The sequence below is a fragment of the Limnospira platensis NIES-39 genome (assembly GCF_026000695.1).
Lineage (GTDB): Bacteria > Cyanobacteriota > Cyanobacteriia > Cyanobacteriales > Microcoleaceae > Limnospira > Limnospira platensis.
On the sequence record NZ_AP026945.1, the window covers coordinates 6,096,083 to 6,119,742 of the forward strand.

28 protein-coding genes and 2 pseudogenes are annotated in these 23,660 nt (G+C 42.9%); 6 read left to right on the plus strand and 24 right to left on the minus strand.

The features are described 5' to 3' along the window. Positions 1-10: 10 nt before the first annotated feature. On the minus strand, positions 11-2,479 hold the full coding sequence (recG, locus tag N39L_RS29795) for an ATP-dependent DNA helicase RecG (RefSeq protein WP_014277213.1): 2,469 nt from the start codon (positions 2,477-2,479) through the stop codon (positions 11-13). Between the two features lie 371 nt (positions 2,480-2,850). Between recG and N39L_RS29800 the strand changes: the two genes are divergently transcribed. The 3 genes from N39L_RS29800 (at position 2,851) to N39L_RS29810 (ending at position 6,547) form a co-directional block, all read left to right on the plus strand. Then, entirely contained in the window at positions 2,851-4,326 is a 1,476-nt protein-coding gene (locus N39L_RS29800) for a tetratricopeptide repeat protein (protein WP_014277215.1), read from the plus strand. An 87-nt stretch (positions 4,327-4,413) separates the two neighbouring features. Beyond that, positions 4,414-5,133: a hypothetical protein gene (locus tag N39L_RS29805; protein ID WP_014277216.1), complete on the plus strand. Its 720-nt coding sequence runs from the start codon at positions 4,414-4,416 to the stop codon at positions 5,131-5,133. A gap of 31 nt (positions 5,134-5,164) precedes the next feature. Beyond that, positions 5,165-6,547: a hypothetical protein gene (locus N39L_RS29810; protein WP_014277217.1), complete on the plus strand. Its 1,383-nt coding sequence runs from the start codon at positions 5,165-5,167 to the stop codon at positions 6,545-6,547. Between the two features lie 163 nt (positions 6,548-6,710). Here the strand turns inward: N39L_RS29810 and N39L_RS29815 are convergent, their stop codons facing one another. From N39L_RS29815 to N39L_RS29830, 4 genes are all read right to left on the minus strand, one after another. Next, on the minus strand, positions 6,711-7,601 hold the full coding sequence (locus N39L_RS29815; protein WP_014277218.1) for a hypothetical protein: 891 nt from the start codon (positions 7,599-7,601) through the stop codon (positions 6,711-6,713). Between the two features lie 125 nt (positions 7,602-7,726). Beyond that, on the minus strand, positions 7,727-8,389 hold the full coding sequence (gene tsf / locus N39L_RS29820; RefSeq protein ID WP_014277219.1) for a translation elongation factor Ts: 663 nt from the start codon (positions 8,387-8,389) through the stop codon (positions 7,727-7,729). A gap of 150 nt (positions 8,390-8,539) precedes the next feature. Continuing rightward, positions 8,540-9,337 (minus strand): 30S ribosomal protein S2, encoded by a 798-nt coding sequence (gene rpsB / locus N39L_RS29825; RefSeq protein ID WP_014277220.1) that lies wholly within the window; start codon positions 9,335-9,337, stop codon positions 8,540-8,542. A 23-nt stretch (positions 9,338-9,360) separates the two neighbouring features. Then, positions 9,361-9,609: a hypothetical protein gene (locus N39L_RS29830; RefSeq protein ID WP_148261880.1), complete on the minus strand. Its 249-nt coding sequence runs from the start codon at positions 9,607-9,609 to the stop codon at positions 9,361-9,363. A 21-nt stretch (positions 9,610-9,630) separates the two neighbouring features. Between N39L_RS29830 and N39L_RS29835 the strand changes: the two genes are divergently transcribed. Then, on the plus strand, positions 9,631-9,741 hold the full coding sequence (locus tag N39L_RS29835; RefSeq protein ID WP_006616757.1) for a photosystem I protein PsaX: 111 nt from the start codon (positions 9,631-9,633) through the stop codon (positions 9,739-9,741). A gap of 753 nt (positions 9,742-10,494) precedes the next feature. Here N39L_RS29835 and N39L_RS29840 read toward each other — a convergent pair. The 5 genes and pseudogenes from N39L_RS29840 to N39L_RS29865 all read right to left on the minus strand — a co-directional run bounded on the left by N39L_RS29840 (position 10,495) and on the right by N39L_RS29865 (position 14,848). Beyond that, positions 10,495-11,124 carry an HNH endonuclease family protein gene (locus N39L_RS29840; protein WP_014277222.1) on the minus strand — a complete coding sequence of 210 codons (630 nt, stop codon included), beginning with the start codon at positions 11,122-11,124 and terminating at the stop codon, positions 10,495-10,497. Next, a pseudogene (locus N39L_RS29850) lies at positions 11,108-12,481 on the minus strand (AAA family ATPase). Before N39L_RS29850 ends, N39L_RS29840 begins: the two are co-directional and overlap by 17 nt. 417 nt (positions 12,482-12,898) lie before the next feature. Further along, positions 12,899-13,144: a DUF2281 domain-containing protein gene (locus tag N39L_RS29855; RefSeq protein WP_014277225.1), complete on the minus strand. Its 246-nt coding sequence runs from the start codon at positions 13,142-13,144 to the stop codon at positions 12,899-12,901. A gap of 60 nt (positions 13,145-13,204) precedes the next feature. Then, entirely contained in the window at positions 13,205-14,059 is an 855-nt protein-coding gene (locus N39L_RS29860; protein ID WP_006616077.1) for a type IIL restriction-modification enzyme MmeI, read from the minus strand. 63 nt (positions 14,060-14,122) lie between these two features. Next, entirely contained in the window at positions 14,123-14,848 is a 726-nt protein-coding gene (locus N39L_RS29865; protein ID WP_006616076.1) for a DNA methyltransferase, read from the minus strand. Between N39L_RS29865 and N39L_RS29870 the strand changes: the two genes are divergently transcribed. Further along, positions 14,816-15,034: a hypothetical protein gene (locus N39L_RS29870; RefSeq protein ID WP_231852508.1), complete on the plus strand. Its 219-nt coding sequence runs from the start codon at positions 14,816-14,818 to the stop codon at positions 15,032-15,034. The genes N39L_RS29865 and N39L_RS29870 overlap by 33 nt on opposite strands. Before the next feature lie 333 nt (positions 15,035-15,367). Next, positions 15,368-15,502, plus strand: coding sequence for a hypothetical protein (locus N39L_RS29875; protein ID WP_286131422.1), 135 nt, complete (start codon positions 15,368-15,370; stop codon positions 15,500-15,502). A gap of 366 nt (positions 15,503-15,868) precedes the next feature. Here the strand turns inward: N39L_RS29875 and N39L_RS29880 are convergent, their stop codons facing one another. From N39L_RS29880 to N39L_RS29945, 14 genes and pseudogenes are all read right to left on the minus strand, one after another. Next, entirely contained in the window at positions 15,869-16,258 is a 390-nt protein-coding gene (locus N39L_RS29880) for a hypothetical protein (RefSeq protein ID WP_014277227.1), read from the minus strand. Further along, on the minus strand, positions 16,212-16,493 hold the full coding sequence (locus N39L_RS29885; protein WP_035736471.1) for a hypothetical protein: 282 nt from the start codon (positions 16,491-16,493) through the stop codon (positions 16,212-16,214). The genes N39L_RS29880 and N39L_RS29885 overlap by 47 nt, the downstream gene beginning before the upstream one ends. Positions 16,494-16,511: 18 nt before the next feature. After that, positions 16,512-16,790 (minus strand): hypothetical protein, encoded by a 279-nt coding sequence (locus N39L_RS29890; RefSeq protein ID WP_231852015.1) that lies wholly within the window; start codon positions 16,788-16,790, stop codon positions 16,512-16,514. A 62-nt stretch (positions 16,791-16,852) separates the two neighbouring features. After that, on the minus strand, positions 16,853-17,074 hold the full coding sequence (locus tag N39L_RS29895; protein WP_014277228.1) for a hypothetical protein: 222 nt from the start codon (positions 17,072-17,074) through the stop codon (positions 16,853-16,855). A 12-nt stretch (positions 17,075-17,086) separates the two neighbouring features. Next, positions 17,087-17,665, minus strand: a complete 579-nt coding sequence (locus N39L_RS29900; RefSeq protein ID WP_014277229.1) for a hypothetical protein — start codon at positions 17,663-17,665, stop codon at positions 17,087-17,089. Next, positions 17,662-18,282 (minus strand): hypothetical protein, encoded by a 621-nt coding sequence (locus N39L_RS29905; protein WP_014274432.1) that lies wholly within the window; start codon positions 18,280-18,282, stop codon positions 17,662-17,664. The genes N39L_RS29900 and N39L_RS29905 overlap by 4 nt, the downstream gene beginning before the upstream one ends. Before the next feature lie 85 nt (positions 18,283-18,367). Beyond that, entirely contained in the window at positions 18,368-19,084 is a 717-nt protein-coding gene (locus tag N39L_RS29910; protein ID WP_014277230.1) for a hypothetical protein, read from the minus strand. Beyond that, positions 19,047-19,412 carry a hypothetical protein gene (locus N39L_RS29915; protein WP_014275577.1) on the minus strand — a complete coding sequence of 122 codons (366 nt, stop codon included), beginning with the start codon at positions 19,410-19,412 and terminating at the stop codon, positions 19,047-19,049. Before N39L_RS29915 ends, N39L_RS29910 begins: the two co-directional genes overlap by 38 nt. Next, positions 19,405-19,809: pseudogene (locus N39L_RS29920) on the minus strand (DUF1064 domain-containing protein). The gene N39L_RS29915 and the pseudogene N39L_RS29920 overlap by 8 nt, the downstream one beginning before the upstream one ends. After that, positions 19,799-20,149, minus strand: a complete 351-nt coding sequence (locus N39L_RS29925) for a hypothetical protein (protein WP_014276710.1) — start codon at positions 20,147-20,149, stop codon at positions 19,799-19,801. The pseudogene N39L_RS29920 and the gene N39L_RS29925 overlap by 11 nt, the downstream one beginning before the upstream one ends. 98 nt (positions 20,150-20,247) lie before the next feature. Beyond that, a complete protein-coding gene (locus N39L_RS29930; protein WP_014277231.1) occupies positions 20,248-20,712 on the minus strand; it encodes a hypothetical protein in 465 nt (154 codons plus the stop codon). A 193-nt stretch (positions 20,713-20,905) separates the two neighbouring features. Beyond that, complete coding sequence (locus tag N39L_RS29935) at positions 20,906-21,547, minus strand: hypothetical protein (RefSeq protein ID WP_014274194.1); 642 nt, start codon at positions 21,545-21,547, stop codon at positions 20,906-20,908. A gap of 80 nt (positions 21,548-21,627) precedes the next feature. Continuing rightward, a complete protein-coding gene (locus N39L_RS29940) occupies positions 21,628-21,873 on the minus strand; it encodes a hypothetical protein (protein WP_014274315.1) in 246 nt (81 codons plus the stop codon). A gap of 118 nt (positions 21,874-21,991) precedes the next feature. After that, positions 21,992-23,647 (minus strand): hypothetical protein, encoded by a 1,656-nt coding sequence (locus N39L_RS29945; protein WP_193408627.1) that lies wholly within the window; start codon positions 23,645-23,647, stop codon positions 21,992-21,994. Between the last annotated feature and the right edge of the window lie 13 nt (positions 23,648-23,660).

Consider the following 23,660-nt stretch of genomic DNA (forward strand, 5'->3'; position numbering starts at 1 on the left):
TGGTGTCAACCTAAGTCAAAATCGATCCTCCCATCATTTTTTGATAGCGTCGGTTCCACTCCGCGACCATAGCCGGCCAACGTTCCAGGGTGTAGTCTTTCTGGATGACTTTTTGGGCGGCTTCTCTGGCTAGTTCCAAAACTTCGCGGTCTTCCACCAAACTAGCCAAAGCGAAGTCAGGTAAACCGGACTGACGGGTTCCCAAAACCTGACCGGGACCCCGCAACTCCATATCCATTTCAGCAATAAAAAAGCCATCCTGGGACTGTTCCAAAACCTGTAATCTTTGCTTGGCTTCCGGTGAGGAACTCCCCGACATTAACAAACAATAGGACTTGTGAGCGCCACGACCGACGCGACCCCGTAGTTGGTGCAATTGTGACAAGCCAAACCTTTCCGCATTTTCAATTAACATCACCGTAGCATTAGGAACATCAACCCCAACTTCTACGACAGTTGTTGATACTAGGATATTGGTTTCTCCCTCCCTAAATTTAGCGATCGCCGCTTCTTTTTCCTGGCTACTCATGCGACCATGCAACAAAGCGATCGCCAATTCCGGGAAAATCTTAGTTTGCAACTTTTGATGTTCTTCAACAGCCGATCGCACATCCAATTTTTCCGACTCTTCCACCAAAGGTAAAACCACATAAACCTGTCGTCCTTGTGCCACTTCTCGGCTAATCAAATCGTATGCTTCCTGACGTTTACGACCAGATAACATAGTCGTTTGAATTGGCTGTCTTCCTGGTGGTAATTCATCCAACTGACTAACATCGAGATCTCCGTGTAAAGTCAGGGATAACGTGCGCGGAATAGGAGTTGCCGTCATCGTCAAAACATGGGGGGACTCACCTTTTTGTTGTAACTTAGCCCGTTGATGCACCCCAAAGCGGTGTTGTTCATCAATCACCACCAACCCCAACTTATGAAAATTCACCGGGTCTTGAATTAACGCATGAGTCCCCACCAAAACCGGCAATTCTCCCGTTTGTAATTGAGCATGAATTTGGCGACGTTTAGCAGTCTTAGTCGAACCCGTCAACAACTCAACCGGAAGGTGCATTAAATTCAACCAACCCACCAATTTTTGATAATGTTGTTCCGCCAAAACCTCCGTGGGAGCCATCAAAGCCGTCTGATATCCGGCTTGAATTGCCGCCAACATTGCCACCACAGCCACCACAGTTTTACCCGCCCCAACGTCTCCTTGAATTAAGCGATTCATAGGTTCTTCCGAGTTGAGATCCGTCAAGATTTCTCCAATCACTCGTTTTTGAGCCTTAGTCAATTCAAAAGGCAACATTTTATAAAACTGTTCAATTAGTTCTCCTTGGGGGAGGAGAGCCGCGCTTTTTTCGTTAGTTTTAGAAACTTGTCGCCGCTGCAATAAGCCGATTTGCAGATAGAAAAATTCATCAAATACTAAGCGTCGTCTAGCCGAGGCTAACCAGTCACGGTTGGGGGGGAAGTGAATATTGGTGATAGCATCGGAGATTTCAATTAACTGATATTTTTCCCGCAATTTGGGAGGCAATGATTCCGGGAGTTTATTAGCTGCTGGTAATGCCGCCAAAACCGCCTTCCTGACCAAATCCGCCCCAATGCCTTCCGACAATGGATAAACCGGTAAAACCCGGCCAATTTTCATGGAAGCAGCATGACTATCAGCCCGGTCTAATATTTCTAATTCTGGGTTATCTAGGGTGATGCCATATTTATTTTTTTTGACCAACCCAGAAGCCGCGATAATCGCTCCCGGAGGATAGTTATATTTTTGTTTATGTTGCCAGCCTTTATTGCTATAGCGATTTCCGGCATAAAAACGACTAATTTTGAGTTGTCCGGTTCGGTCTTTGACGATTAATTCTAAAATAGTGAGATGGCGATTTTTGGGGCTACTAAAACAATTACACCGCTTCACCTCTGCCACAATGGTAACAGTTTCCCCAGGTTCTAATTCTTTGATGGGGACTTGGCGGGCGTAATCAATATGGTCGCGGGGATAATAATAGAGTAAATCATAAATCGTATAAATTCCCAGCCTGGCTAAAAGGTCGCTATTTCTGGGTCCCACCAGTTCTTTTAATCCCTGGTCTAATTCCGGTAATTTGGGGGGGGTAACTTCCTGGGTACTGCTGCGACGGGGAGGGCTAGGGGATGGCTCTGGGGGCTGATTTTTGGCGAGTTTTTTCTGGGCTTCTAACAGGCGCTCGGCTTGGATTAAAAAGTTATGGGTTTCCGCTATCAAATGCTGTCTATCTTCGGTGATTAGTTGGGAATATCTGGCAAAATTTCCCACTAATTTTTGACCTACTTCATGGGCTTCTAGGGGGATAATTTCGATGAGTTTATTAATGCTGATTTGTAAGAATTCATGAAATCTATACTCTTTGCCCTGAATATTATTAAACCCACGTTCTGCTTCTACAGATAGGGCTTTTTGGAGACGAGACCAATCGGGTTCATAGATTGCCATAGGTGATTAATTTTAACTGCTTTTGATTGCCAACTTTGTTGATATTATAAGGGTTTATTGGTGGATTAATCAAGCTCAAATACTTGACAAATTCAGAAATTGCGGATATCATGAAACCATGGGCTATGGTGGCTAGTTATGACAATAGTAGATGACTATTTAATCAATATAGCATATTTGCGCTAGGTCCGATAAACCCTCCCAGAAACCCCCAGAAACCGGGTTTGTTTCCCCCCAACCTCCCAGAAACCGGGTTTCTATGACTATCTCTGGGGAGGTCCGACAAACTCTCACAAAAACCGGGTGAATTTCTCGCCATCTGACCAAAAAGGCATTAAACTGAAACATGGGGATATTGAGAGGTGGCTGCTATGATATATCGGCGATTTGCCCTACCAATATTGCTGGCTTTGTCCTTAACCCTCCTGCCGTCAGGTTTGGCGGCTCAGACGGTGGGCGAATGGTTTGAAAGGGGGAATGCAGCCCGGGCGGCGGGGAGGTATAGGGAAGCAGAACAGATTTGGCGGGAGTTTTTGGAGATTGAACCCAATAATGCTTATGCTCACAACAATCTCGGTGTTGCCCTATATCACCAAGGGAAACTGCCAGAAGCCATTGAGGCTTACCGAAGAGCTTTGGCACTAGACCCCAATAATGCTTGGGCTCACAACAATCTCGGTCTGGCCCTAGCTGACCAAGGGAAACTGCCAGAAGCCATTGAGGCTTACCGAAGAGCTTTGGCACTAGACTCCAATAATGCTTATGCTCACAACAATCTCGGTGTTGCCCTAAGAAACCAAGGGAAACTGCCAGAAGCCATTGAGGCTTACCGAAGAGCTTTGGCACTAGACCCCAATAATGCTTATGCTCACAACAATCTCGGTTATGCCCTATATCTCCAAGGGAAACTGCCAGAAGCCATTGACGCTTACCGAACAGCTTTGGCACTTCCAGACAGAAGAGGTACACCCGCCAGCGCCCACACCCTAGCTCACAACAATCTCGGTCTTGCCCTCCAACAACAGGGAGATTTGCCAGGTGCGATCGCCGAATACAAAAAAGCCATCCGACTGGACCCCAACTTTGCTATAGCTTACAGCAACCTCCAGGAAGCCGAACGACTCCTCGCCCTGCGGGGGAATCCCCTCCCCGCGAACCCCACCGAAATCCTCCCCAGCCTTCAGGAGCAACCCCTATTTGGTCTGCAACGCTCCACCGTCCTGATTATCGCCCAAACCACCACCGGATATAAAACCGGTACCGGGTGGGTTGTCCACCGGGAAGGCAATAGCACCTACATCATCACCAACCGCCATGTAGTCTCTGACGAGGACTTTGGGAAACGTCCCAGCAGCGATATTCAAATCGAACTCTACAGCCACAACGAACCCGAACACCGCCTGCGGTTCCCGGCTCGTATCCGCCACATCACCAGCCCCAACGACCTCCTAGACCTGGCTGTCCTGGAAGTGACCGGGCTCCCCGACGACATCGAACCCCTCCGCCTCAGCAACTCTGCCATTCCCCTCGATGCTGATGTCCGCATCATCGGCCATCCCGTCACCGGCAGCTCCTGGACTATCCTGCGAGGTTACATTGCCGCCAACACCCCCGAACGCAACCAGCTAAACCTACAAATTGGCGGCACTAATCTAGCGGTGGGGAACTCCGGCGGCGCGGTCATCTACGATAACCAAGTCGTGGGTCTAGTAACCCGGATCAGCGACGAACTGGAAGCCGCAGTTATGGCAGGTGGGAACACAAGAGAGAGCATCGGCGGTTTCGGCTTCGCTTATCCTGTCGATGTCATCCGCCAACAACTGCAACGGTGGGGTCTGCGATTTTAACCACCCAGAAAGGGGGTTTTCTTCCACAGTAATACTAGCCTATCATATCCCCATAGATATTGTCAAACTTTTTGAGGGAAAAAAACCATGCTCCGATCAGTGCTTCTCACCCCTCTGTATCTACTCACCGCCGGAATTGTTGCCCTCCATACACCAGCAGCGGCCGCCTGTCCCCCCAGCGATCCTAACCACCTTGTTTATCAACGGCGTTCTAGCCCCAGCCGCTGCGAAGGCATCAACCGCCAAGCCATCAGTGCCTCGTTTAACCTAGTGTCCCTGGCTACCTCCAACCTGACTAATTTAGGCGATACCCTGAGACTGCAAGTGCCGAATATGGGAGGGACCCCTAACATTACTCTCCGCTCCTTTGAGAGGCGTTATCAACTCGACAGTTTCACCCCCGAATTAAGCCAAAATAAATATCAATTGCATTTAGATACCCGCATCATCAGACAAGCCGCAGTTGCCGCCAACAGTCTGCGGGCGATCGCCAGTCTTCCTGGTTCACAACCCATCTATATTCCGGTGATTATCGGTCAACCTTCCTCCTCCTATCAATTCGTTTTATACAGTCCCGCCCGCACCCAAATTAACAGCTTTGAAATTCGCCACAATAACCAAGTTATTCATAGTCAACAAAGACCCAACCCCAGACGGGGGGAAATGGTCTTTAGTTGGGATGGACGCAACCAACCCAGAGGACTCTATCAACTGTGGGTATTAGCGGAACTTCAACAGCGGGGACAACGCCCAGAAACCGTGACCAGGGTTTTTTCATTCTACCATGACCCGGCTTGGTTCCGATGATTTTATCCCCTAACCTACCTTTCCCGAAATCATGAACTTTTCCCGAAATTGGCAATGGCTAAAACTCCGATGTTCTCGATGGTCTCAAAACCGATATCAACAGTTTGTCCGTCTATGCGATCGCCTAAAAGACCCGATTTTTCCCCTGTTAAAGTCTCTGCAAAATGCCCTGATATACTTGGGGGAAACCTGCCTAAAATTGGTCAAAATCCCCATCCATTGTTTGTGGGTTGGGGTTCAGCTATTGTTATATATTAATCCCTTCACTCCCCACCGAGTCAACGACGAGAATTTAGAGGCTTATATTGTTTATCTGAAACTGGGGAGAGTTCGGTCTTTCCTCAAGGCTCAAAAACATCGGACTCCCGCCTTCCTGTTGCTGCTATTTTCCCTACTTATTCTGGGTTTCAAAATTGTGCCGTGGGCTCATGTATTTGAAGGCAATATCATCGCCGAATCCGTCAGCTTTACTTACGCCGGACCCTCACAGAAATTATTCATCAACTCAATCCGCAACCTCCAACGCCTCGAATTAGAAGGAGTTCAAAATCTGCATCTTTTGGGATTGTTTGAAGGGGAGGATTTGTCGGGTATTGACAACTTAGACATTCGCTTAAAATATCCCCACAGTAAGTTAATCATCACCTCGTCTAACCCCGATGGTTTCAGTCAACTTGAACTCAGTTATCTGCGACTCCAGCCACAAACCGAAGTCCGCAACTTTATTTATGATACCGACCGAAATCAACTGATTTTTACCCTAATTCCACCCTCCGAAGAAAACTCGGAAGAAAACTCGAAAACTGTCATCCAACTCTCCCTCGGACAAGACCCCTTAAATATCAGCCTGGAAGGATATGATTTACCCCAACTTAATCAACCCGAAGAAGAGTATAACTTTCGCGAATTTGTTTGGACTCCCTACACTACGGAATTGAATCTCTCCCCCAGCAGCCAAACGGAATTATATCTGGATTTGCCTAACCTGGAAACTAGCAATTATCAACAGTGGCTGTGGGGGAATTTAACCGTCAATCAAGTGCGCTTTTCCCGGTTACTCACCACCGATAAGACTCAGGATAATATCGAACTTTCGACTATATTACAGGGAAAAGTTCGCATGGTTAATCAAGATTTGAACTTGGAAAAGCGACAGTTTTTGATTTTTAACAAGACTCCCAATATCCAAAGTTTTCCCCGTTTACAAATTCACCCAGACGACCCCCAAGGCTTACAGGTTCGCATTCACGGTCAAGCCTCCAAAATTGCAGCCGGTATTGACCCTCAACTATCGGTCAGTCAAATTCACGCCAGTCTTTTAGACCTCTGGCTACCCCCAGAAATTGTTAATCTTCTGTTGACTGTGGCGGCGGTGGTAATTGGTTATGTGATTCCCTGGCTATTCACTAACTAGGGTTTTTCTGAGGGGGAATTAGTGCATTAATTCACATTAAATACTTGACAAATTCGGAAATCTGAGATATTATGGAAGTGATGGGTTATGGTCGCCCCCACTGACTCTGATTGACTCTAGCCTTGAGAATTGAGTCAAGACAGCAGAGAAGAGGCGATCGCATTTACTCATCGAACCAACTAGAGCGCCAAGCCGCCTCAGCCTGTAGGACAGCCCTTTCCCGCAATTTCTTCTGATAATTGCGTCCCAACTGGTTAAGGCGTTTAATCACATTGCGGATTTGATGTCGTCCGGCCATCACCCTAGGGTCAGAAAACTCAATTTCCGATATCCGCAGGTGAACGGTAATCAGTTGAGTGACACGGGAGGTCTGTTCCTCATTTTCATCTTCGGTCTCCACCATGAGAGTCAACAAATTGGGGGTATTCCCCGCCGTAGCTTCCAGGGGAGGTTCAGTTTTAGAGGCTGCTTCTATGAGGGCTACAGGCAACTCTTGAGGCAGTATAGTCGATTGCTGCAATAGCAGGTTAATCTCATGGGAGAGGCGATGGAGAATTTTAGCAGTGGCTTCCTCAATATTTTCTTGCCAACGCAGCAGGTGAGAGGGAGTAATTAGCAGGGGTTTGGGACTAGATGGAGAAATGGGTTTAAGGGTAGAAATTGAGGGGCGAACCTTTTGATTATCCTCGTTTTCCGTGTTTTCCCTGTCTGGGGATGGTTCAACATCATCAGAGGTTTCCGCCTCATCAGAAGGCGGTTTTTGCTCAGAAATAGGCGCACGCACCAGATTAAATAACCGATTTTGCGATCGCGAAACATGATGGCGAATTTGTGATTGTAACTCTTGCCGCCGCGCAAAAGATAGCTTTAAAAAGGCTTCTGGATAACCCTGGGTGCATAAATGATAAGTAGCTAGGATAAGTTGCTGTCGCAAGCCATCACCCAAAACCTGTAGATAATCACTGTAACATTGATGCAGCTCTTGGGCAATATCAGCGATCGCCTCTTCCAATAGTGCGATCTCATGTTCAATTTGTTTAACAGATCCAGCCATAATTGTAATAGGGGGGGGGAACACCATTAGCTCAACAGCAAATCAAAAACCCCGATCCATTCTGATTATGCCATCAGATCGGGGTTAATTGCACCAAAACTCACTGATTTTGAGAGTTACTCAGATTAAACCTTACCACCAGTTTGGGCAGCCACTTCATCAGCAAAATTAGTCTCTTCTTTTTCCAGACCCTCACCCAAGACAAATCTCGCAAACCGACGGACCTTGATATTTTCGCCCAAGGTAGAGATAGTCTGCTTAATGAGTTCCTCAAGGGAAATATTCTGGTCGCGGATATAGGGTTGGTCTACCAGAGACAACTCTTTGAGGCGTTTGTCAATACGACCCTGGACAATTTTCTCCTTGATATTGTCAGGCTTGTTACCGAGATCATCACGTTTCATCTCGATTTCCTTTTCCTTAGCCACAATATCAGCGGGAATATCATCGACCGAGACATACTCAACATTGGGACAAGCCGCAATTTGCATGGCGATATTACGCACCAACTCTTGAAACTCATCGCGACGAGCGACAAAATCAGTTTCGCAGTTAACCTCCACCAGAACACCAACCCGTCCTCCGGTGTGAATATAGCTACCGACTATTCCCTCTGTCGCCGAACGACCAGATTTTTTGTCAGCGGAAGCAATACCCTTTTGTCGTAGCCACTCAGCGGCTTTAGTCATATCGCCATCATTTTCCTTGAGGGCTTCTTTGCAGGCCATCATACCCGCGCCAGTTTTATCGCGCAGTTCCTTAACCATCTTTGCAGAGATTGCAGCCATGTTTAATCCTTTAATTGCTTAGTTAAATTGCCAGTAACCAACACTTGTTAGGAAAGTTTAACAAATGTTTCACCAAATACTCAACCCTGGTCAGATAGAAGCCTGGGAAAGCATCAGCTTCCCCAGACCGTCTACTATAGTTGTATTGACTTAATCATCAGAGGAATCATCAGAGTCATCATCAGACTCATAATCATCACCAAATTCCTCGTCATCGTAATCGGTATCCGCGTCGTCGTAATCATCATCAGCGCCGACAGCAGAGACCCCATGACGGCCTTCATAAATACCATCAGCCAATTTACCAATAATCAGCTTAATGGCACGAATCGCATCATCATTAGCGGGAATATGGATATCAGCCAGGTCAGGATCACAGTTAGTATCTAACAGAGCAATAATGGGAATTCCCAGTTTGCGGCATTCCATCACGGCATTATATTCGCGACGTTGGTCTACCATAATCACGGCATCGGGGACTCGGCGCATTCCTTTGAGACCGCCCAAATATTTCTGTAGCTTACCCATTTCGCGACGCAAAACAGCGGCCTCTTTTTTGGGAAGATAGTCTAACTGACCACTATTTTCTCGCGCTTCCAAATCTTTGAGACGGTCTACACGAGTTTTAATTGTCACCCAGTTGGTCAGCATACCCCCCAACCATCGTTGGTTGACATAATAACCACCACAGCGAGCAGCTTCCTGGGCGATAATACCAGCAGCCTGTCGTTTAGTCCCCACAAACAGGAACTTTTTGCCTTCTTCAGAAGCACTTCTGACATAATCATAGGCATCATCCATCAGTTGAGCGGTTTGTACCAGGTCAATGATGTGAACACCGTTGCGTTCTGTGAAAATGTAGGGAGCCATTCTAGGGTTCCACCGTCGGGTCTGATGCCCAAAGTGAACCCCAGACTCTAGCATATCTGCGAGACTGATAACTGGCATGATTAATTTTTCTCCTTTTCGGGTTAATCCTCCACCCAAGCGCCGATCTGTAGAGGAATTTCCCCACAGACACCCGAACTCTTGGATGTGCGAGTTGAGACAACTTGATGATTATAGCAAATATTGCACCACTGGCGATCGCCTTTCTCAGAGAGGATCATGCCAGAGGGTGAAAGCCTACAGGGAACACCTACCGGGGGGTAATCTGGTGGCAACTTTTTGAGGTGAGGCGATAGATTAACAGCGATCGCATTGTGTGGTTTAATAGACAAAAATGATTGGAACTTTGAAATATGGCTAATAAATCTGGTGGATTTCCCTATCCCTTCCGTACTTTCTGGGCGATCGTCCTGTTAGGAATTAACCTGGTGGTGGCTGGCTACTATTTCCATATCATTCAGTAGTCTTGGCTGATTGCCCTTAAAAGTCTATGCTGCCGATCCATTATAGGGGTTCTCCCCTACCAATGGCTGCAGCATTTTTTTGATGCTTTAGCGATAGGTGCTTATAGGTTGCTGGGCTCTCTGGTTTTGAGAGATACTACGATAGATGAGCTATTTGAGATTTGATAGCTCGAATAGGTTGATGGTCACTATCATCGGAGATTTGACTAAGGTTGGCAGTGACAAAAGTCCGGCTACTCTGTGAATTGGCCTGGGCGGCGATCGCATGATAGCCATAACAACCTAAATGCGATCGTTACTCTGGCTTACCTGTGACTATGATCACATCGGCTCAGTCCCTATCTGGTGGGGGTTTGATGTTGGGTTGCACCTAACCTACGGTTGATGTTGGGTTGCACCTAACCTACGGTTGATGTTGGGTTGCACACAACCTACCACCTAACCTACGGTTGATGTTGGGTTGCACACAACCTACGGTTGATGTTGGGTTGCACACAACCTACCACCTAACCTACGGTTGATGTTGGGTTTCACCCAACCTACGGTTGATGTTGGGTTGCACACAACCTACGGTTGATGTTGGGTTGCACACAACCTACGGTTGATGTTGGGTTGCACACAACCTACCACCTAACCTACGGTTGATGTTGGGTTTCACCCAACCTACGGTTGATGTTGGGTTGCACACAACCTACCACCTAACCTACGGTTGATGTTGGGTTCTGCTGAGTAGACCTTTCCCCAATCTTCCTGTTAAGATGACAGCCAATTTTGCAAAATATTAATCAGCACTGGAGCAAAAGAGTCCATCTTATCCTCGTTAGGTTGTGATAGATCCCTGATTAACATCTCTAGCAATTCTTCATCCTCCAAGCCTTGATTGGGATCTATACCGCTTTTCCATAACAAGGTATCGGATAATTGTTTACGCTTCTCGATTAAGGCACGGTTATTTTTTTCATCATCGCCCAGGTTTAACACTTGAATCGTATCCTTAGCGCGATCGCTCAAACCTTCTACCCGACCACTAATTTTAAACCTAAGTTCTGTTTCGCATTCTTCCATCAGGGGAGTTAAGGGTAAGGGCTTAGATTCATGAGCCTTGCCACATTGATTAGAGGTATTACAACTGGCGACAATATTTGAAAAATCGAGGGTGCGGTTAGGATTCAAATTTTGAGCTTCTATATGCTCATTATGGCAATTATTAATATCTTCTATTCTCTGACAGCAATAAGCACAAATATAGAATTTTTCTTTCAGAGCATATTCCCGAATAACTCGTCTCATATCTTCAGGTAACTGGCTATATCGTCTATGAGGATTTTTCTTTTTCCATGCTGTCAAATTAGGTGGCTCCGAGCCTTTATGAATCTTTCGCATGACGTGATTTTTGTTTATTGATCAGGAGTTTGGCTTTCATCAATTCTAAATGATTGGCGTGCAATTTCTCAGTTAATTGTGAAAGCAATTGTTCAGCCTCGGTTAGGTTGGCGTTTTGTATGGCATCTAGCAGATTGTTCAGTTCAGTATCAATGGTCTCATTACGGATACTGGTATCCATGACATCTAGTAAAACCGTATTAGCATCTTGCCCATACTGGGAAGGCAATTGTTGCAATTCACCATTGTTTAAGGTGTAAACCAAGATATTTTGACAGTCGCTGATGATAAGAGGTGAATGGGTTGTTAGCACAAATTGACAGTTAGGAAAAGTGTCGATCAGGCGATCGCAAAAACTACGCTGCCACGAGGGATGTAAATGCAAATCGACTTCATCAATCAAAACGATACCATCACCTGTTCAAGGATTTTCTAGGGCGGGGTTCAGCATAGCTAGACGGCGAGCAATATCACCAACTAGAGCCATCAGAGATTTTTCGCCTTGTGAAAGTTGGGCGGCATTTAGGGTTTCACCGTTTTTGTCGATCGCCATATAGAGACGAGGTTTGCGACGGACTCTCAGGTTGTCCAGATCCGGCATAAATCGGCTAATGGCGGTGCGAACTGCCGTTAATTGCCTATCTTTAGCGGAGGCATTTAGTTGCTGCAATTGTTGCCATACCGTTGAATCGGTTTGTAATAGAGGTCTGATTTCGTTCCAAAAGTCTTGAGGAATTGCTGATTCATTCTCAGTATCTTCTCGTTCTCTAAACCATTCAAAAAAACGGCGAAAGTCTACACCCTGATTTAAGGCGTTATCGTAGCCATCTAATTGCTTAAAGCTGTGCTTAGTCCTAATTTTTAGGGGTATATCCAGCACTACGCGCTCCACCGGATAAAAGGCAATTAGAGGTAGGCTTGTTTGGTCATTATCGCTGAGGTCATCACGATAAATATTAGCCAAACGAGTGCAGTCGTTTAGGTTACTATTATATGGGGATTTTCGCCCTTTTTCGGCTTTGGCTAAAGTCCATTTAAACTGATGATTAATCTGGCTGATGTCGGCATTTTCTGAGGGATGATTATTATCATAAGCCTCGATTTCAATGCTGGCAAAATTAGCGGAATTAAGTATAGAATTTTCTGGGATAGGGTTGCCACTGCCTTTTTCCGTGCGTAAACGAGCAGTGAACCAGCTAAGAGAGGTGGCTAAAGCGGTGAGAATGGAGGATTTGCCCGCGCCATTTTTGCCCACGAATACGGTGATATTGCTGGGGTTTTGCTGGGTGGGTGCTAAGGAAATTTCCAGATTTTTAAATAGCCCAAAATTTGTGAGGATGACCCGTTGGATTTCCATCGCGATCGCTTTCAAACTCACCCCTATTATTATCTCCACATTGTCGCACAAAGTCAAGTGTTTGCTGTTTGTTAATCATACTGTTTCCCATGAACCAGGCAACAGTAGGGGCGCGGGGGTACAAGCGAGGGATCACGGCGACCACCGGGGAATCTCGCCTACATACTACGGTTGATGTTGGGTTGCACCTAACCTACCTTTGATGTTGGGTTGCACCTAACCTACGGTTGATGTTGGGTTGCACCTAACCTACGGTTGATGTTGGGTTGCACCCAACCTAGGGTTGATGTTGGGTTGCACCCAACCTAGGGTTGATGTTGGGTTGCACCTAACCTACGGTTGATGTTGGGTTGCACCCAACCTACGGTTGATGTTGGGTTGCACCCAACCTACGGTTGATGTTGGGTTGCACCCAACCTACGGTTGATGTTGGGTTGCACCCAACCTACGGTTGATGTTGGGTTGCACTTGCAGTTCATCATCACTGGGGGCGGGTTCGGGACGTTTGGCGATGCCTCGGAGTCCAGTCAGAGTGCCAGAGGGAATAGGCTGAATGGAGGTGAGTTGTTTTTGCTGGAGAAATTCGGCGAAGTCCAGGACTTCTGGGATTTGGTTTTCTGGAAGGGTTTGAATCAGTTGATTGAGTTTTTCGGCGGCTGTCATAGTTTTTAGGAAGTCAGTTGGTTGGATTGGGTTGGATTTGTTCTATTATGCCCGATCGCTTTATGACTTGGTTTTCGGTTTCGCCGACTTTTGGGCTGGGGTGGGTTGGCTGGTCATTTTTGTATATAAATCAAACAGTTTTTCTAGGCGTTCGGTGTCGTTTTTGAAGCGACGACCGATGTAAATTCGCTCGATAATTTCATCGTTGTGATCGTGGGCTTCCCGGACTAGGGGAAATTCGCTATCCATGCGTTTTGGGTCGTACATATCCGCAATAGTAGCGGGGAAATAATGCTCGCGGGCTAATAAAATATCTTCCGCGCAGCGAGTCAGGTCGGCTTTGTTTTGTTCCGTGAGGGTGGGGACGGGGAAGGTGTTCCAGTCTAGGGTGTTGGAGTAGCGATATCGGGTTTCGAGTTTGCCGCAGACGGTGGCGATCCAGACCAAGTGAAGGCGTGAGGCGATTAGCGCCATGTTCCACAGTGGCGCATCGTAGAGAGCGAAGGCACTATCACCGACCAATGATCGTTCTGGTAAAAGACCAATAGGAAGATACTCTCGGCGCTCAGAGCTAACACGTGGAACAATAAATGCAGATCGATCACAAATCCCTTGAATTTGCCTAAATCGATGAGGATAATCTGCGGCTGGTCTAGTTTCTGCTGCTTTACTATTACTACGAAATTCTCGAATAGCATCAATTCGTTTAGCTATTTCTGGAATTTTATAAGCTTCTTCAGCTTCTGAGTCCTCAATCCACAAACAATATCTATTAAGACCTCTGATAAACTCTGCGGATCCGAAATAAGGCCGAATGTAGCTTATTGCCTGGGGCGAATGATCGAACAAATCCTTCACCTGATAGGTATCTAAAAAAAAGTTTCCATTGTCTGTTGGTTTATTTCCCCATACCATCAAAGCCCTATCTTCAGGTGAGCGACTAACCTTTTCAATAATTAAATTAGGACCATGAACAAGCTACGCATTTATATTACTACCTGCCTTGGCAACTATTTGTCCAGTTTCATCTTCTGAAAAAACTATATTATGATGTTTTGAATCAGCCCCAATTCCTATGATAGCCACCGTCACCCCAGCATTATGGCTCGCAAGATTTGCCCACTTGAAGGATGTATGAGCAAATATGATCAAATTTCCAGTTTCAAAAATAAGCGGCCAGAGAACAGGAACTTGTTCACCCTGACAAATGGAATTAGTAGAAACAAAAGCCGCCGCCGCATTGGTTGGCGTGCCATAATCTGCCGCCTTCATAAACCAACCCGCCACATAATCCAAAGACTTCCAATTTTTTGTCCGACTATCAAAAATTTGTTTTAAATCGTCCTTTTGTTCCGACGATTGCCAAGTCGAACCCAAATAAGGCGGATTCCCACAAATATAAGTTTCTCCCCCCTCATTCTCAAACTCAATTTCTGCCTGATCTCGCGTTTCCCCCCACAAATCCAAATCTTCCCGCTGCACCTTTACCCCCGTTCCCGTGGGCGGACAAAGACTCAACCAATCCAACCGCAAGGCATTATTGCCGCAAGTAATCCAATTATCAGCCTTCAAGGGCAAAAAATCCGCCAACGCCAACATCGGCCCCCGATGCAACACATCACACTGATACTCGGCAATAATCAAGGCTAACCGGGCAATTTCTGCGGCAAAATGGCGAATTTCTATGCCCCGAAAATTGGTCAAGGGAATCTGAGAAGGGCGATCGCACTCCCCCCGCCGACGGTTAATTTCCGTCGAGTAGCGTTAACTATAAACCTTTATCCTGACAGCGATAGCGGGTTATTACTCAACCCAATAACTATGCCTAGTTACTCAAATATTACTCACAATCTAGTCCTAGCACAGGAAAATAATTCTGTCAACGGTTGATTACTCAGTCAACAAGCACAACTTAATCAATCTGTCAAATGCCTACTATCTCCCCCTAACCAAACACCGATAGGGTAACTCTCTCGTGATACCCGTCAATGGCAAGCCTATCGGTTCGTTCCTCACCATTGACTGCTATCACATCGGTCGTTTCCCCAATAGTGCTTGTTTCGGTTAGGGGGAGGGTATGGGTTCAATTTTGCAGGGTATTACCTAAAGCTACCAGTGCTAATAATAGGACGGTAATGAGTGCGATCGCAGTGGGATTTATCTATGGCTCAAAGTCAACACGATAGCCGTAGGTAGCCGTAGGGGGAACCCACTAGGTTATCAATGTACAACGATACTCCTATCAATGTACAAAGATATCAGACCGCCTACCTGGTTCCCTGTGGGAGTCAGATTATTGGTGAAATATTGAGGAGCCTACTCACTACCAACAAAATGCGATCGCATAATCACGACTAACCTGGCTATGACATACTGAAGCGATACCCCTAAACAACTTTTCAACTGGTGACTTGTTTCGTCATCTCTCGCTGATACCTACATAATCCTAGAGAATTGATTCCCCATCGAAACCGATACCTACATACCGCTAGACAAGTCTCCAATTTTTGGTGGTAATCATCCCGTGCCGAACCCAGTACCCCTAATAGACGGGTTAAGGTTTTGGCTTAGGGTGTTTATTGTGGGTAAACTAGGGGGGTAAGCATATAAATAATTTTCGATACCGTATTTTCGGTACTGAAAACAGATAATATGAATGAACCCCTACAGTCAGAAACCATAGGGGCCATTTAAGTTATTGAGTTAGCTGTTAGGTGTTAGGGTTTAGTACAGGAAATGTCGTTTTGGTAGCTCCCCGCTAATCTTACACTTAGTAATCATAGCTAACGCTACGTCTGTTAGCTTGTCTACAATGAGTTGGTCAGATTTCCCTATGTAGATGTGATGATTGACGCTACCATCCCACCCTTTGAGGTTCCAGTAGGTAAAACCATTAATTGAGAGTTTTTTGCAAGCTGTAAATCGTTTACCATTAACCTCTACTGAAAAAGATTTATGGGTTTCTAGGTATTTAAACCATTCTAAAGAACCTACTTCGATACAGATATTACCATGACCTACCAGAAACCCTTTGTAAGACCCTGTTAGTGTGACTACTGGGAGTAGCTTAGGCATGAAAATCACCTCCCAGTAGGATATCGCTGTTATAACCATTAAGGTTACATTCAGGTGATATTACGTCTGAATCGAATCGAGTAATAATTGGATACTGAGATTCTACCCATTTCTCGTGTACTGCCAGAAAGTCAATAGCGTAATTATGAGCAATTTCTGCTATCGTGATTCTATCCTCACGAGTTGCTGTTAAATTATTGCCAGCTAATCTGACAAAAATCTCCCTAGCCATTTCTGCAATAACCATCATTTTTTCTTGTTCAAACTCATTCATGGCTTTATTTCCTATTGATTAATTGAACTTGTGATCATCATTATCGGGGTGATTTTGATTATTGTTGTGTTCTGTAATTTTTGCATCAAGCAAGGCTTCAATACCTTTGAGTAACTCGATTTCCGCGTTTAAAAAATGCCTGTGGATTTGAATAAATTCGACAATTTCGTCGAATTGTTCAGATGTGATAGCAAGTTCTACTAAGTCAAGTAATCCTACAACGTTAGGATTTAATCGATTACTCATGTAGCTATATTCTACTACGTTTAATCCGGGTGTACTTAATTTGATTGACATGGATTTATCCTTTGATAGTGGTTAAGTTGTGATAGTTTAACGTCATTTCGGACGGGTTTAAATTATTCGATTTTGGTTAGTAAATGCTTAATATAATTAAGCTGTTTGAGCAATAATTGTTTTTTTGCTTCTGCTAAGGATAACTCAATCTCGCAATCATTCATTATTGAAATTAACGTTTCTTTAGCGTCTTCTCTGTTGGCGTTGTAGACTGTACTATCTACCATTTGTTTAAATGTTTTAAACCTTGCCTTTATAATGGCATTTGTGTTGGTTTGAGTCATTTTTTTGGTCTCCTATATGATGTGTTTCCAAACATTTTTGCCGTTCTGATTAATCATATTATATCCTCTATTTTTCATTAGATTAGTCAACTCTGAAACATTAACGCGACTATCAAGATATCCATCTGTTTTAGCTCTCTCAATGGCTTCTTTTAACGCTTTCGGGTCGATATCAGTTACAACCTCGGTTAACTCAGGACATCCCGCGTTAATTGCCTGGTTGTTTTGTTTCATTTTTGCCTCAATACCTTGAGTGATAAAACTGTCTAAAAATTGTTCAGTACCTGATGATATAGTCAAGATTTTTTCATTAACAAAATCCCAGTAATCATTGAAGCGTTTAATTGATTCATTGATAGATAATTGATAAATCAATGAATGGGTGACAATAATTTCACTTGATAACCTAGCGTTAATGATATCTTTTTTGTGTTTCTGTAGTTGTTTTTTGACCTTGCTGTATTGATTGCAGTTATCGATATTTCTCCAGAAAATTTCTAATTGAGATGATAATTTATCAAGCGTAATATCCTCTACATCGTTTAAATCACTTAACTCGTAACCATTGCCCCTATATTCCTCTGATGTCATAGTCTCTTTTTAAACCATATAGGAAACATCCGTCTTTTGAGTTCGTTTAACTCCCAAAATGTCCACAATGGATGTATTGAATTAATCACCTTTAAAGCGAAAGCATTAAAAATCATGTTAGTTCCCGGTGTCTGACTACTGATGGTTATTCGGCTATTTTTGCGGTTTAACACCTTGAAAAGCGATAACATATTCTCATTTTCAATTAATAAGCTAGGGGTGATATCTTCCCATACCAATATAAAATTTTTCTCAAATTCACATTGAAGGGGGTCATAAAATCGTTCATGTTGTATCTTGTTTCTCAGTGAAGCGAAAGTGCTATTAGCAAGCACCGAGGTTGTCTTGTATAGTTCAGATGCTACGGTAGCTATCTGTGACTTTCCAGTACCGCTAGACCCCCAAAGGAACAGGATACCAGCGGTAGACATTAACGTTACTGGAGACGCTATAAACGAGGCGATAATTGGAAACTGAATATCAGGATATGGTAGAACACAGACAGCCCGTAAAACAGACTCTAATTGCTCACCCAGGTTGCCTTCTGTGATTATTTCTTCTAGTTCAGATGACATCTGACTTCTAATTAGTCTATAATCAATATAGTCCTCAGACATGGTAGTAACCTCTTATCGCTCTTGACTTGTTGACATGGTATGGTAGTTATTCCCCCCTAAATATTTAGGGGGGATTTATTTGTGACTACATTAATCGCAGTAATTCAATTAATGCAATTAATACATTAGAATCAAGTTGTTTAACCTTGTTATAAAGACTCTCAAAGCTAGGGTCACAATCCAAAACCTTAGCCCCTTCTGTTAACCTTTCCTCGAAGGTTTTGTATTTTGCCTTTCCATTAAATCCTGCTTTATTTTTAGTTTTGGATTCAATGAAAGCGTCAATATCTCCGATTGAGTAAGTAGCGAAAGATTGATTGAATGGATTAATACATTCAATTTCTAAGATATTAGAAATATCAGAGTTTAAATTATCGTCTCCGATATTTCCCTCTAATATCCTGTCAGAAGGTCTGACTGATGATTGACTTAGATTTATTGTTGCTGTAAACATCACAGAACCGTCTGTAAGCATTGAGTCACTTTCGACTATTTTAAGCAATGCGAGTTCTGGAGATGTAGGGGTGTATTCTCGTTTTTTGCCGTTATATTCAGTCTCGTATTTTTCAATACAAAACCGTACAGCAATTAATTCTTTATCACCTTTGGAATAACTCCAATCCCTATCATTGAAGTTAGAAAAATCACCTGATACACCTTTCCCGAATATCCATAGGTGAGGTGACTTAATTCGGAATTGTGCATAATCAACAATTAGAAAGGTTGCCGTTTCACCGGGCTTAACTGCACTGCAATAACTAAATTTATCGTCCTGTTTTTTGCCGTAATATCCGATACTCATGATTAACTATCCTTTGATGATTGATTATGACGTTTGAAATTTTTTTACATACCTCCCAAAATTGAGGGTTACCAACAATTGATACTCGTAGGCTGCCTTCATTTGTCAACCTTGCTGTAGCGTGACCTCTGTAGTCCCCCCTAGGGCTATAACAACCCATATAGGAATAAGCTAAATCAAGGATTTCCTGGGTTTTATGTTCCTTTATAGGGGTTAGTATCCGGTAGGCTATTTGAGTGGTTTCTGACTCAAATAGGTGTGGGTTATAGGTGGTGTTTATTAACTCACCGTCAATGGAAAATAACCCCTTGTAGTGCAGTTTATTCATTGTTTACCCTTGGAATCTCTAAGTTTTTCAAAAGCCCCTTAAACTCGTCGATATTGATAAATGAGATGCCTTGCCATCGGTAGGATGTCCCCCTTATAACAAACCAACACTGATTGACTAAACCAGGATTAAGGTACTGCAATAACTGCATTTTTAGCTTAAATGAATCAGTTAATACTCCCTTAACTTCGATGTAACGATTAAAGAACGGACTCTAAAAATCTGGAATCCAGGTGATATTTTTCCAAGGTTTTGCATGTTCAATTAATGTCATTTTAGGGTGAACAATTAATTGATTATCATGTTTTCGTAGAAGGTGATAAACCCTACATTCAAATGCACTTGGAAAATAATAGCCGTCTATTTTTTGTCCTCTAGCATTGTATTTATTTTTCATCTTTTGGGTACACTCCGAAAGATGTATTAGGATTATCAGGTTCTCTATCCCCGCCGTTTTCGGCTTGATATATATTCCATTCTTCTCTGTAGAACTCTAGGGCTTCTGTACAAATTTCCTCAAGTTTGTCAGGATGTAATGGGATTAATTTTTTAAGAATTTCGCCTATAAAATAAGCAATAAAATCCTTATCAAACTTAACTAAAGTTGATGGCCACGTAAACCCCTTTACGCCTGAAATTGGAACTTTGATATATAGGGAATGACCGATATACATCAAGGGGGTTAACGTGATGTTTCGTAGGTTAAGCCTAACCTCGGACCAATGACGTGGTATCATGCTATAATTTCCTAATGCTTAGTGGCTACCGCTTATGTGCTTTTAAAATAGAGTCCCTAAAAAATTTACACATAAGCGGTTTTGTTTTTGGTGTGGGATTAATCTAACCAACTAGAAAATGGGTTGACTTCATTATCTTCATCCTCTAAATCACGCTCAGAGCCCAGTAGGTGGTCTTCGAGGGCGTTAATATCATCCTGTATGGCTCCCGTAACCTTACGAGGTAGCTTTACTCCACCTGCTTTTAATAGCGTCAGGATTGCGTTGGTGACTCGTTTAAGTGTGGCAATCTCTGAATATGTCAGATAAAAGGTATTTGAGTTGATAATCTCCGACGTTTGGAGTTTGTTGGTCAATGATTGAATTAATGAAGTTTTGGGGTAAGGAAGGTAAGTATTAACCAACTCCAGAAACTTAGTAAACTGATTAAACCGACTCAACGTCTCTTGGTATTCTGTAGGAGTCAATACTTTATTAGTATTGACATTAGTTACATTTTCTACAGTTACGCTACCTTCAATTGATTCTGTAACTGTATAGTTACCTTGCTCTTTTGAATTCACTGTATTTAATTAAAATTATCTTATCTAATTAATTTATTAAAAATAAACATAAATTATACAATTTACACTTATTTATAAAAATATCAAGTATTACATTAAGTATATATAGAATGTACAAATAATAACCAATACAAAAAACTCGTTAATCCTATTTTGTGATTTAACGGGTATATAATTAGCAACAAGATAGTTATTATGGTTTGTTGCCTGTTTTCTCAGGTAAAGCGCTAAGGTTTCCTTGTACTTGATTAGGTGCTTCAGTTTTACCTGTGGTTAGTTCTCCTAGGTTATCGAGGGTAATTTCAGATTCAGCCGGAATACGAAACATTGAGTTATAGGTTCTAATACTCGCGGGTTTTTTGCTCCAGTAATGAGCAAAAACATATAGCAAGGAATTAATCGAGAAAATTTGAGGAACTTTTAAACCAATAAATCTTAGCTTCCTATCACCCGCGTTAGTTCCTGATGTGCGATATGTTCTCCATACTCCACCCATAGAGGCAGGAGCTTCTACAAAAATCTTTGTGTACTCTATACGTTTCCATGACCTAACTCTAGCCCCTGGTATGATATTACGCCTATTAGCATTAGTTGATGTAGTTCCACTAACGGGAGGTCTCCAGATAGTTAAGTCTCGCACCAGGACGGGTTCCTGTGTTACGGCGTTATCGGATAGCGTATAAAGCAGCAACATAGGCATTGGGATAACATACTTTGATGTCTTGTCTACTGGAGCCTCAACCATCAAACTCCTGCCGATACAAGTGCCTTTCGGTTCCGCTAGTTTAGCAACAAAATTTGCTTTATATTTATCGTAAGCATCATTTAATGGCATAATTTAACCTCATTAATTATCAAACAAAACCTTAGATAGGTAGACATTAACACTATTGTTGTCTACCTAGTTAATGAACCCTAGTCAACAAAAACAGCAATAGCTTCTACATCGATAGAGCCATTAGTAGCATCCAAAACATCATCAGTAGGGATTGTTAGGGATACTGTCACAGCTCCAGTTGCCATGTTGCGGGTATAAGCTGTAACTACCGTTACACCATTAGGGTTTCTAGTTGCGTTTATCTGTGCACGTTGAACTTGCTCGATAACTTCTAACAATTGGTGTTCGAGAGTGGCACCATTAAGAGTTACGGGGCTTGCCATAGTCATTACCTTTAATCAGTTAATACATAGAGCCTAGCATCATTAACTGAATTTGTCTGTTAACTATTTGATATATCAGATGCTACATATATGTAGCTTCTATTCAATGAAAACTACATTAAGCTGTAGTTGGTGGCTGACTCCCAGTTTTCATTTCTAACGACGTTCTAGTAGCTGTTCTGATTGCGTCATCTACCCAGCTAGGTTTATTCTCAAAATGTAAAGGAATTTTTACTTTAGACTTCCTAGGGTCTTTATACATTGCTAAAGCGGAACTTTCTCCCATATCGATTTTGGCTTGTTCAAATTTATCAATTAATTCCCAGTTAAGTATTTTCACTTCACTGATATACATTTTGCTCTCTTTGATTCTTTTCGCATTTTCCCTACCGCCAAAACCTTTACGTTCCTCAAATATCAAAGGATAAACAATTGAGGAACTTGTTAATTGTACTAAATCCTTACAAATTCTTTCAGCGTCAGATTTAGAGCTTTCATTCACAAAAAATGAAAATTTCCTACCATTTCGCATATTACAGGTTACTTTGATATTGCCTTTGGTAAATGCCGATTTACTAGGTTGAGTAAATATCCTTTGTAATTTATCCCAGGTTATTTCGTGTCTTTCTACTGATGGGAGTTCTATTTGAGTTTTTTGTAGTTTTGACCGTCTTTCCTTAGTCCAATATGGAGGTTTTTCGTAATTGTACAAAATGAAGGTTAACTGAATTTTTAAATTACTGCTATTCGGAACTTCAGAGATATCACCCGACCCTACAAATTGACCAATATCTCTATTTCCTAATATCTCAGTTTGAGCTAACACATTTGCTACATTTTCTTGAAGGTTTCTTAATGATGATACTAGTCTAAATCGCTCTCCACCATTTTCTACAACCGCGTTAACTAACTGTTGCTGTCTATTTTCCTCAATGCGTTGCAAGGCAATATATTCATCTAATCCTTGAGCAACTAAAATAATTGCTTCTTTACAGTTATCTGAGAATTCATCCCAGAATTCCTCGGAACTGTCTTGGTTCCAAATGGTGTTAATATTTCCATCATATTTTTCTGGTAATTTCTCCCTAGCTTCCCTTCTCTGTTTACCGAAACTCCATTCTTCACCTTTTTCGTCACCCCACTTTTCAATCGTTCCTTTACCACCAGGAACCATTGAAACAATAGCCGTTGCAAGTGTTGAAGGACTTTTATCTAAAAACATTTTAACAACCCGTCTACCATGTTTAAACAGTTGCCATGCTATGGCTTTCATAGCCATGTTAAATGACTGTTTAACGTATGAGCCGAAAGCTGTAGATACTTCCATAAGCATTTCAGGTCCCTTGCTTAAGGCAATGTGCATAGCAGCGGCTTTGTTGATAAATGCAATACCAATGGTAGGCAATACTCCACAAACTAATTTACCTGCCATATTACCCAAAAAACCGGCGGTAGTACTAATAAATTGATTAGCAATATTCATCATATTTTTGTCTATCTGTTCATCTGATATATTCCAGTTGAAATTCCAGAAACTATCCCAATTAGACGTGATAAATCGTGCTACTTTCTCAAAACTAAAGTTAGATAAAAACTTAGTAATTCCTTCCCATAACCAACCTCCAAAACTTTTGCCCCATTCAACTACTTTACCAGTTATTTTTGCCCATAGCTTGCCAAACCAACCCATCTCTTGAGTAGATGTTCTCTGAGCTAAATTAACTTGTCTAACGCCATTCCTACCTATACTGCTACGGGTTTGACGGCTAGACAAGCTACGAGTACTC

Coding starts and splice junctions, on each gene's coding strand:
- N39L_RS29880 (WP_014277227.1), bottom strand. CDS start 16,258: ATGGTTATAACAGCGATATCCTACTGGGAGGTGATTTTCATGCCTAAG.
- N39L_RS29810 (WP_014277217.1), top strand. CDS start 5,165: ATGAACTTTTCCCGAAATTGGCAATGGCTAAAACTCCGATGTTCTCGA.
- N39L_RS29805 (WP_014277216.1), top strand. CDS start 4,414: ATGCTCCGATCAGTGCTTCTCACCCCTCTGTATCTACTCACCGCCGGA.
- N39L_RS29905 (WP_014274432.1), bottom strand. CDS start 18,282: ATGTCTGAGGACTATATTGATTATAGACTAATTAGAAGTCAGATGTCA.
- N39L_RS29855 (WP_014277225.1), bottom strand. CDS start 13,144: ATGACAGCCGCCGAAAAACTCAATCAACTGATTCAAACCCTTCCAGAA.
- rpsB (WP_014277220.1), bottom strand. CDS start 9,337: ATGCCAGTTATCAGTCTCGCAGATATGCTAGAGTCTGGGGTTCACTTT.
- N39L_RS29900 (WP_014277229.1), bottom strand. CDS start 17,665: ATGACATCAGAGGAATATAGGGGCAATGGTTACGAGTTAAGTGATTTA.
- N39L_RS29835 (WP_006616757.1), top strand. CDS start 9,631: ATGGCTAATAAATCTGGTGGATTTCCCTATCCCTTCCGTACTTTCTGG.
- N39L_RS29915 (WP_014275577.1), bottom strand. CDS start 19,412: ATGAATAAACTGCACTACAAGGGGTTATTTTCCATTGACGGTGAGTTA.
- N39L_RS29870 (WP_231852508.1), top strand. CDS start 14,816: ATGGCGAATTTCTATGCCCCGAAAATTGGTCAAGGGAATCTGAGAAGG.
- N39L_RS29840 (WP_014277222.1), bottom strand. CDS start 11,124: ATGCGAAAGATTCATAAAGGCTCGGAGCCACCTAATTTGACAGCATGG.
- N39L_RS29925 (WP_014276710.1), bottom strand. CDS start 20,149: ATGATACCACGTCATTGGTCCGAGGTTAGGCTTAACCTACGAAACATC.
- N39L_RS29895 (WP_014277228.1), bottom strand. CDS start 17,074: ATGACTCAAACCAACACAAATGCCATTATAAAGGCAAGGTTTAAAACA.
- N39L_RS29885 (WP_035736471.1), bottom strand. CDS start 16,493: ATGAATGAGTTTGAACAAGAAAAAATGATGGTTATTGCAGAAATGGCT.
- N39L_RS29860 (WP_006616077.1), bottom strand. CDS start 14,059: ATGGTATGGGGAAATAAACCAACAGACAATGGAAACTTTTTTTTAGAT.
- recG (WP_014277213.1), bottom strand. CDS start 2,479: ATGGCAATCTATGAACCCGATTGGTCTCGTCTCCAAAAAGCCCTATCT.
- N39L_RS29875 (WP_286131422.1), top strand. CDS start 15,368: ATGTACAACGATACTCCTATCAATGTACAAAGATATCAGACCGCCTAC.
- N39L_RS29800 (WP_014277215.1), top strand. CDS start 2,851: ATGATATATCGGCGATTTGCCCTACCAATATTGCTGGCTTTGTCCTTA.
- N39L_RS29935 (WP_014274194.1), bottom strand. CDS start 21,547: ATGCCATTAAATGATGCTTACGATAAATATAAAGCAAATTTTGTTGCT.
- N39L_RS29890 (WP_231852015.1), bottom strand. CDS start 16,790: ATGTCAATCAAATTAAGTACACCCGGATTAAACGTAGTAGAATATAGC.
- tsf (WP_014277219.1), bottom strand. CDS start 8,389: ATGGCTGCAATCTCTGCAAAGATGGTTAAGGAACTGCGCGATAAAACT.
- N39L_RS29910 (WP_014277230.1), bottom strand. CDS start 19,084: ATGAGTATCGGATATTACGGCAAAAAACAGGACGATAAATTTAGTTAT.
- N39L_RS29940 (WP_014274315.1), bottom strand. CDS start 21,873: ATGGCAAGCCCCGTAACTCTTAATGGTGCCACTCTCGAACACCAATTG.
- N39L_RS29815 (WP_014277218.1), bottom strand. CDS start 7,601: ATGGCTGGATCTGTTAAACAAATTGAACATGAGATCGCACTATTGGAA.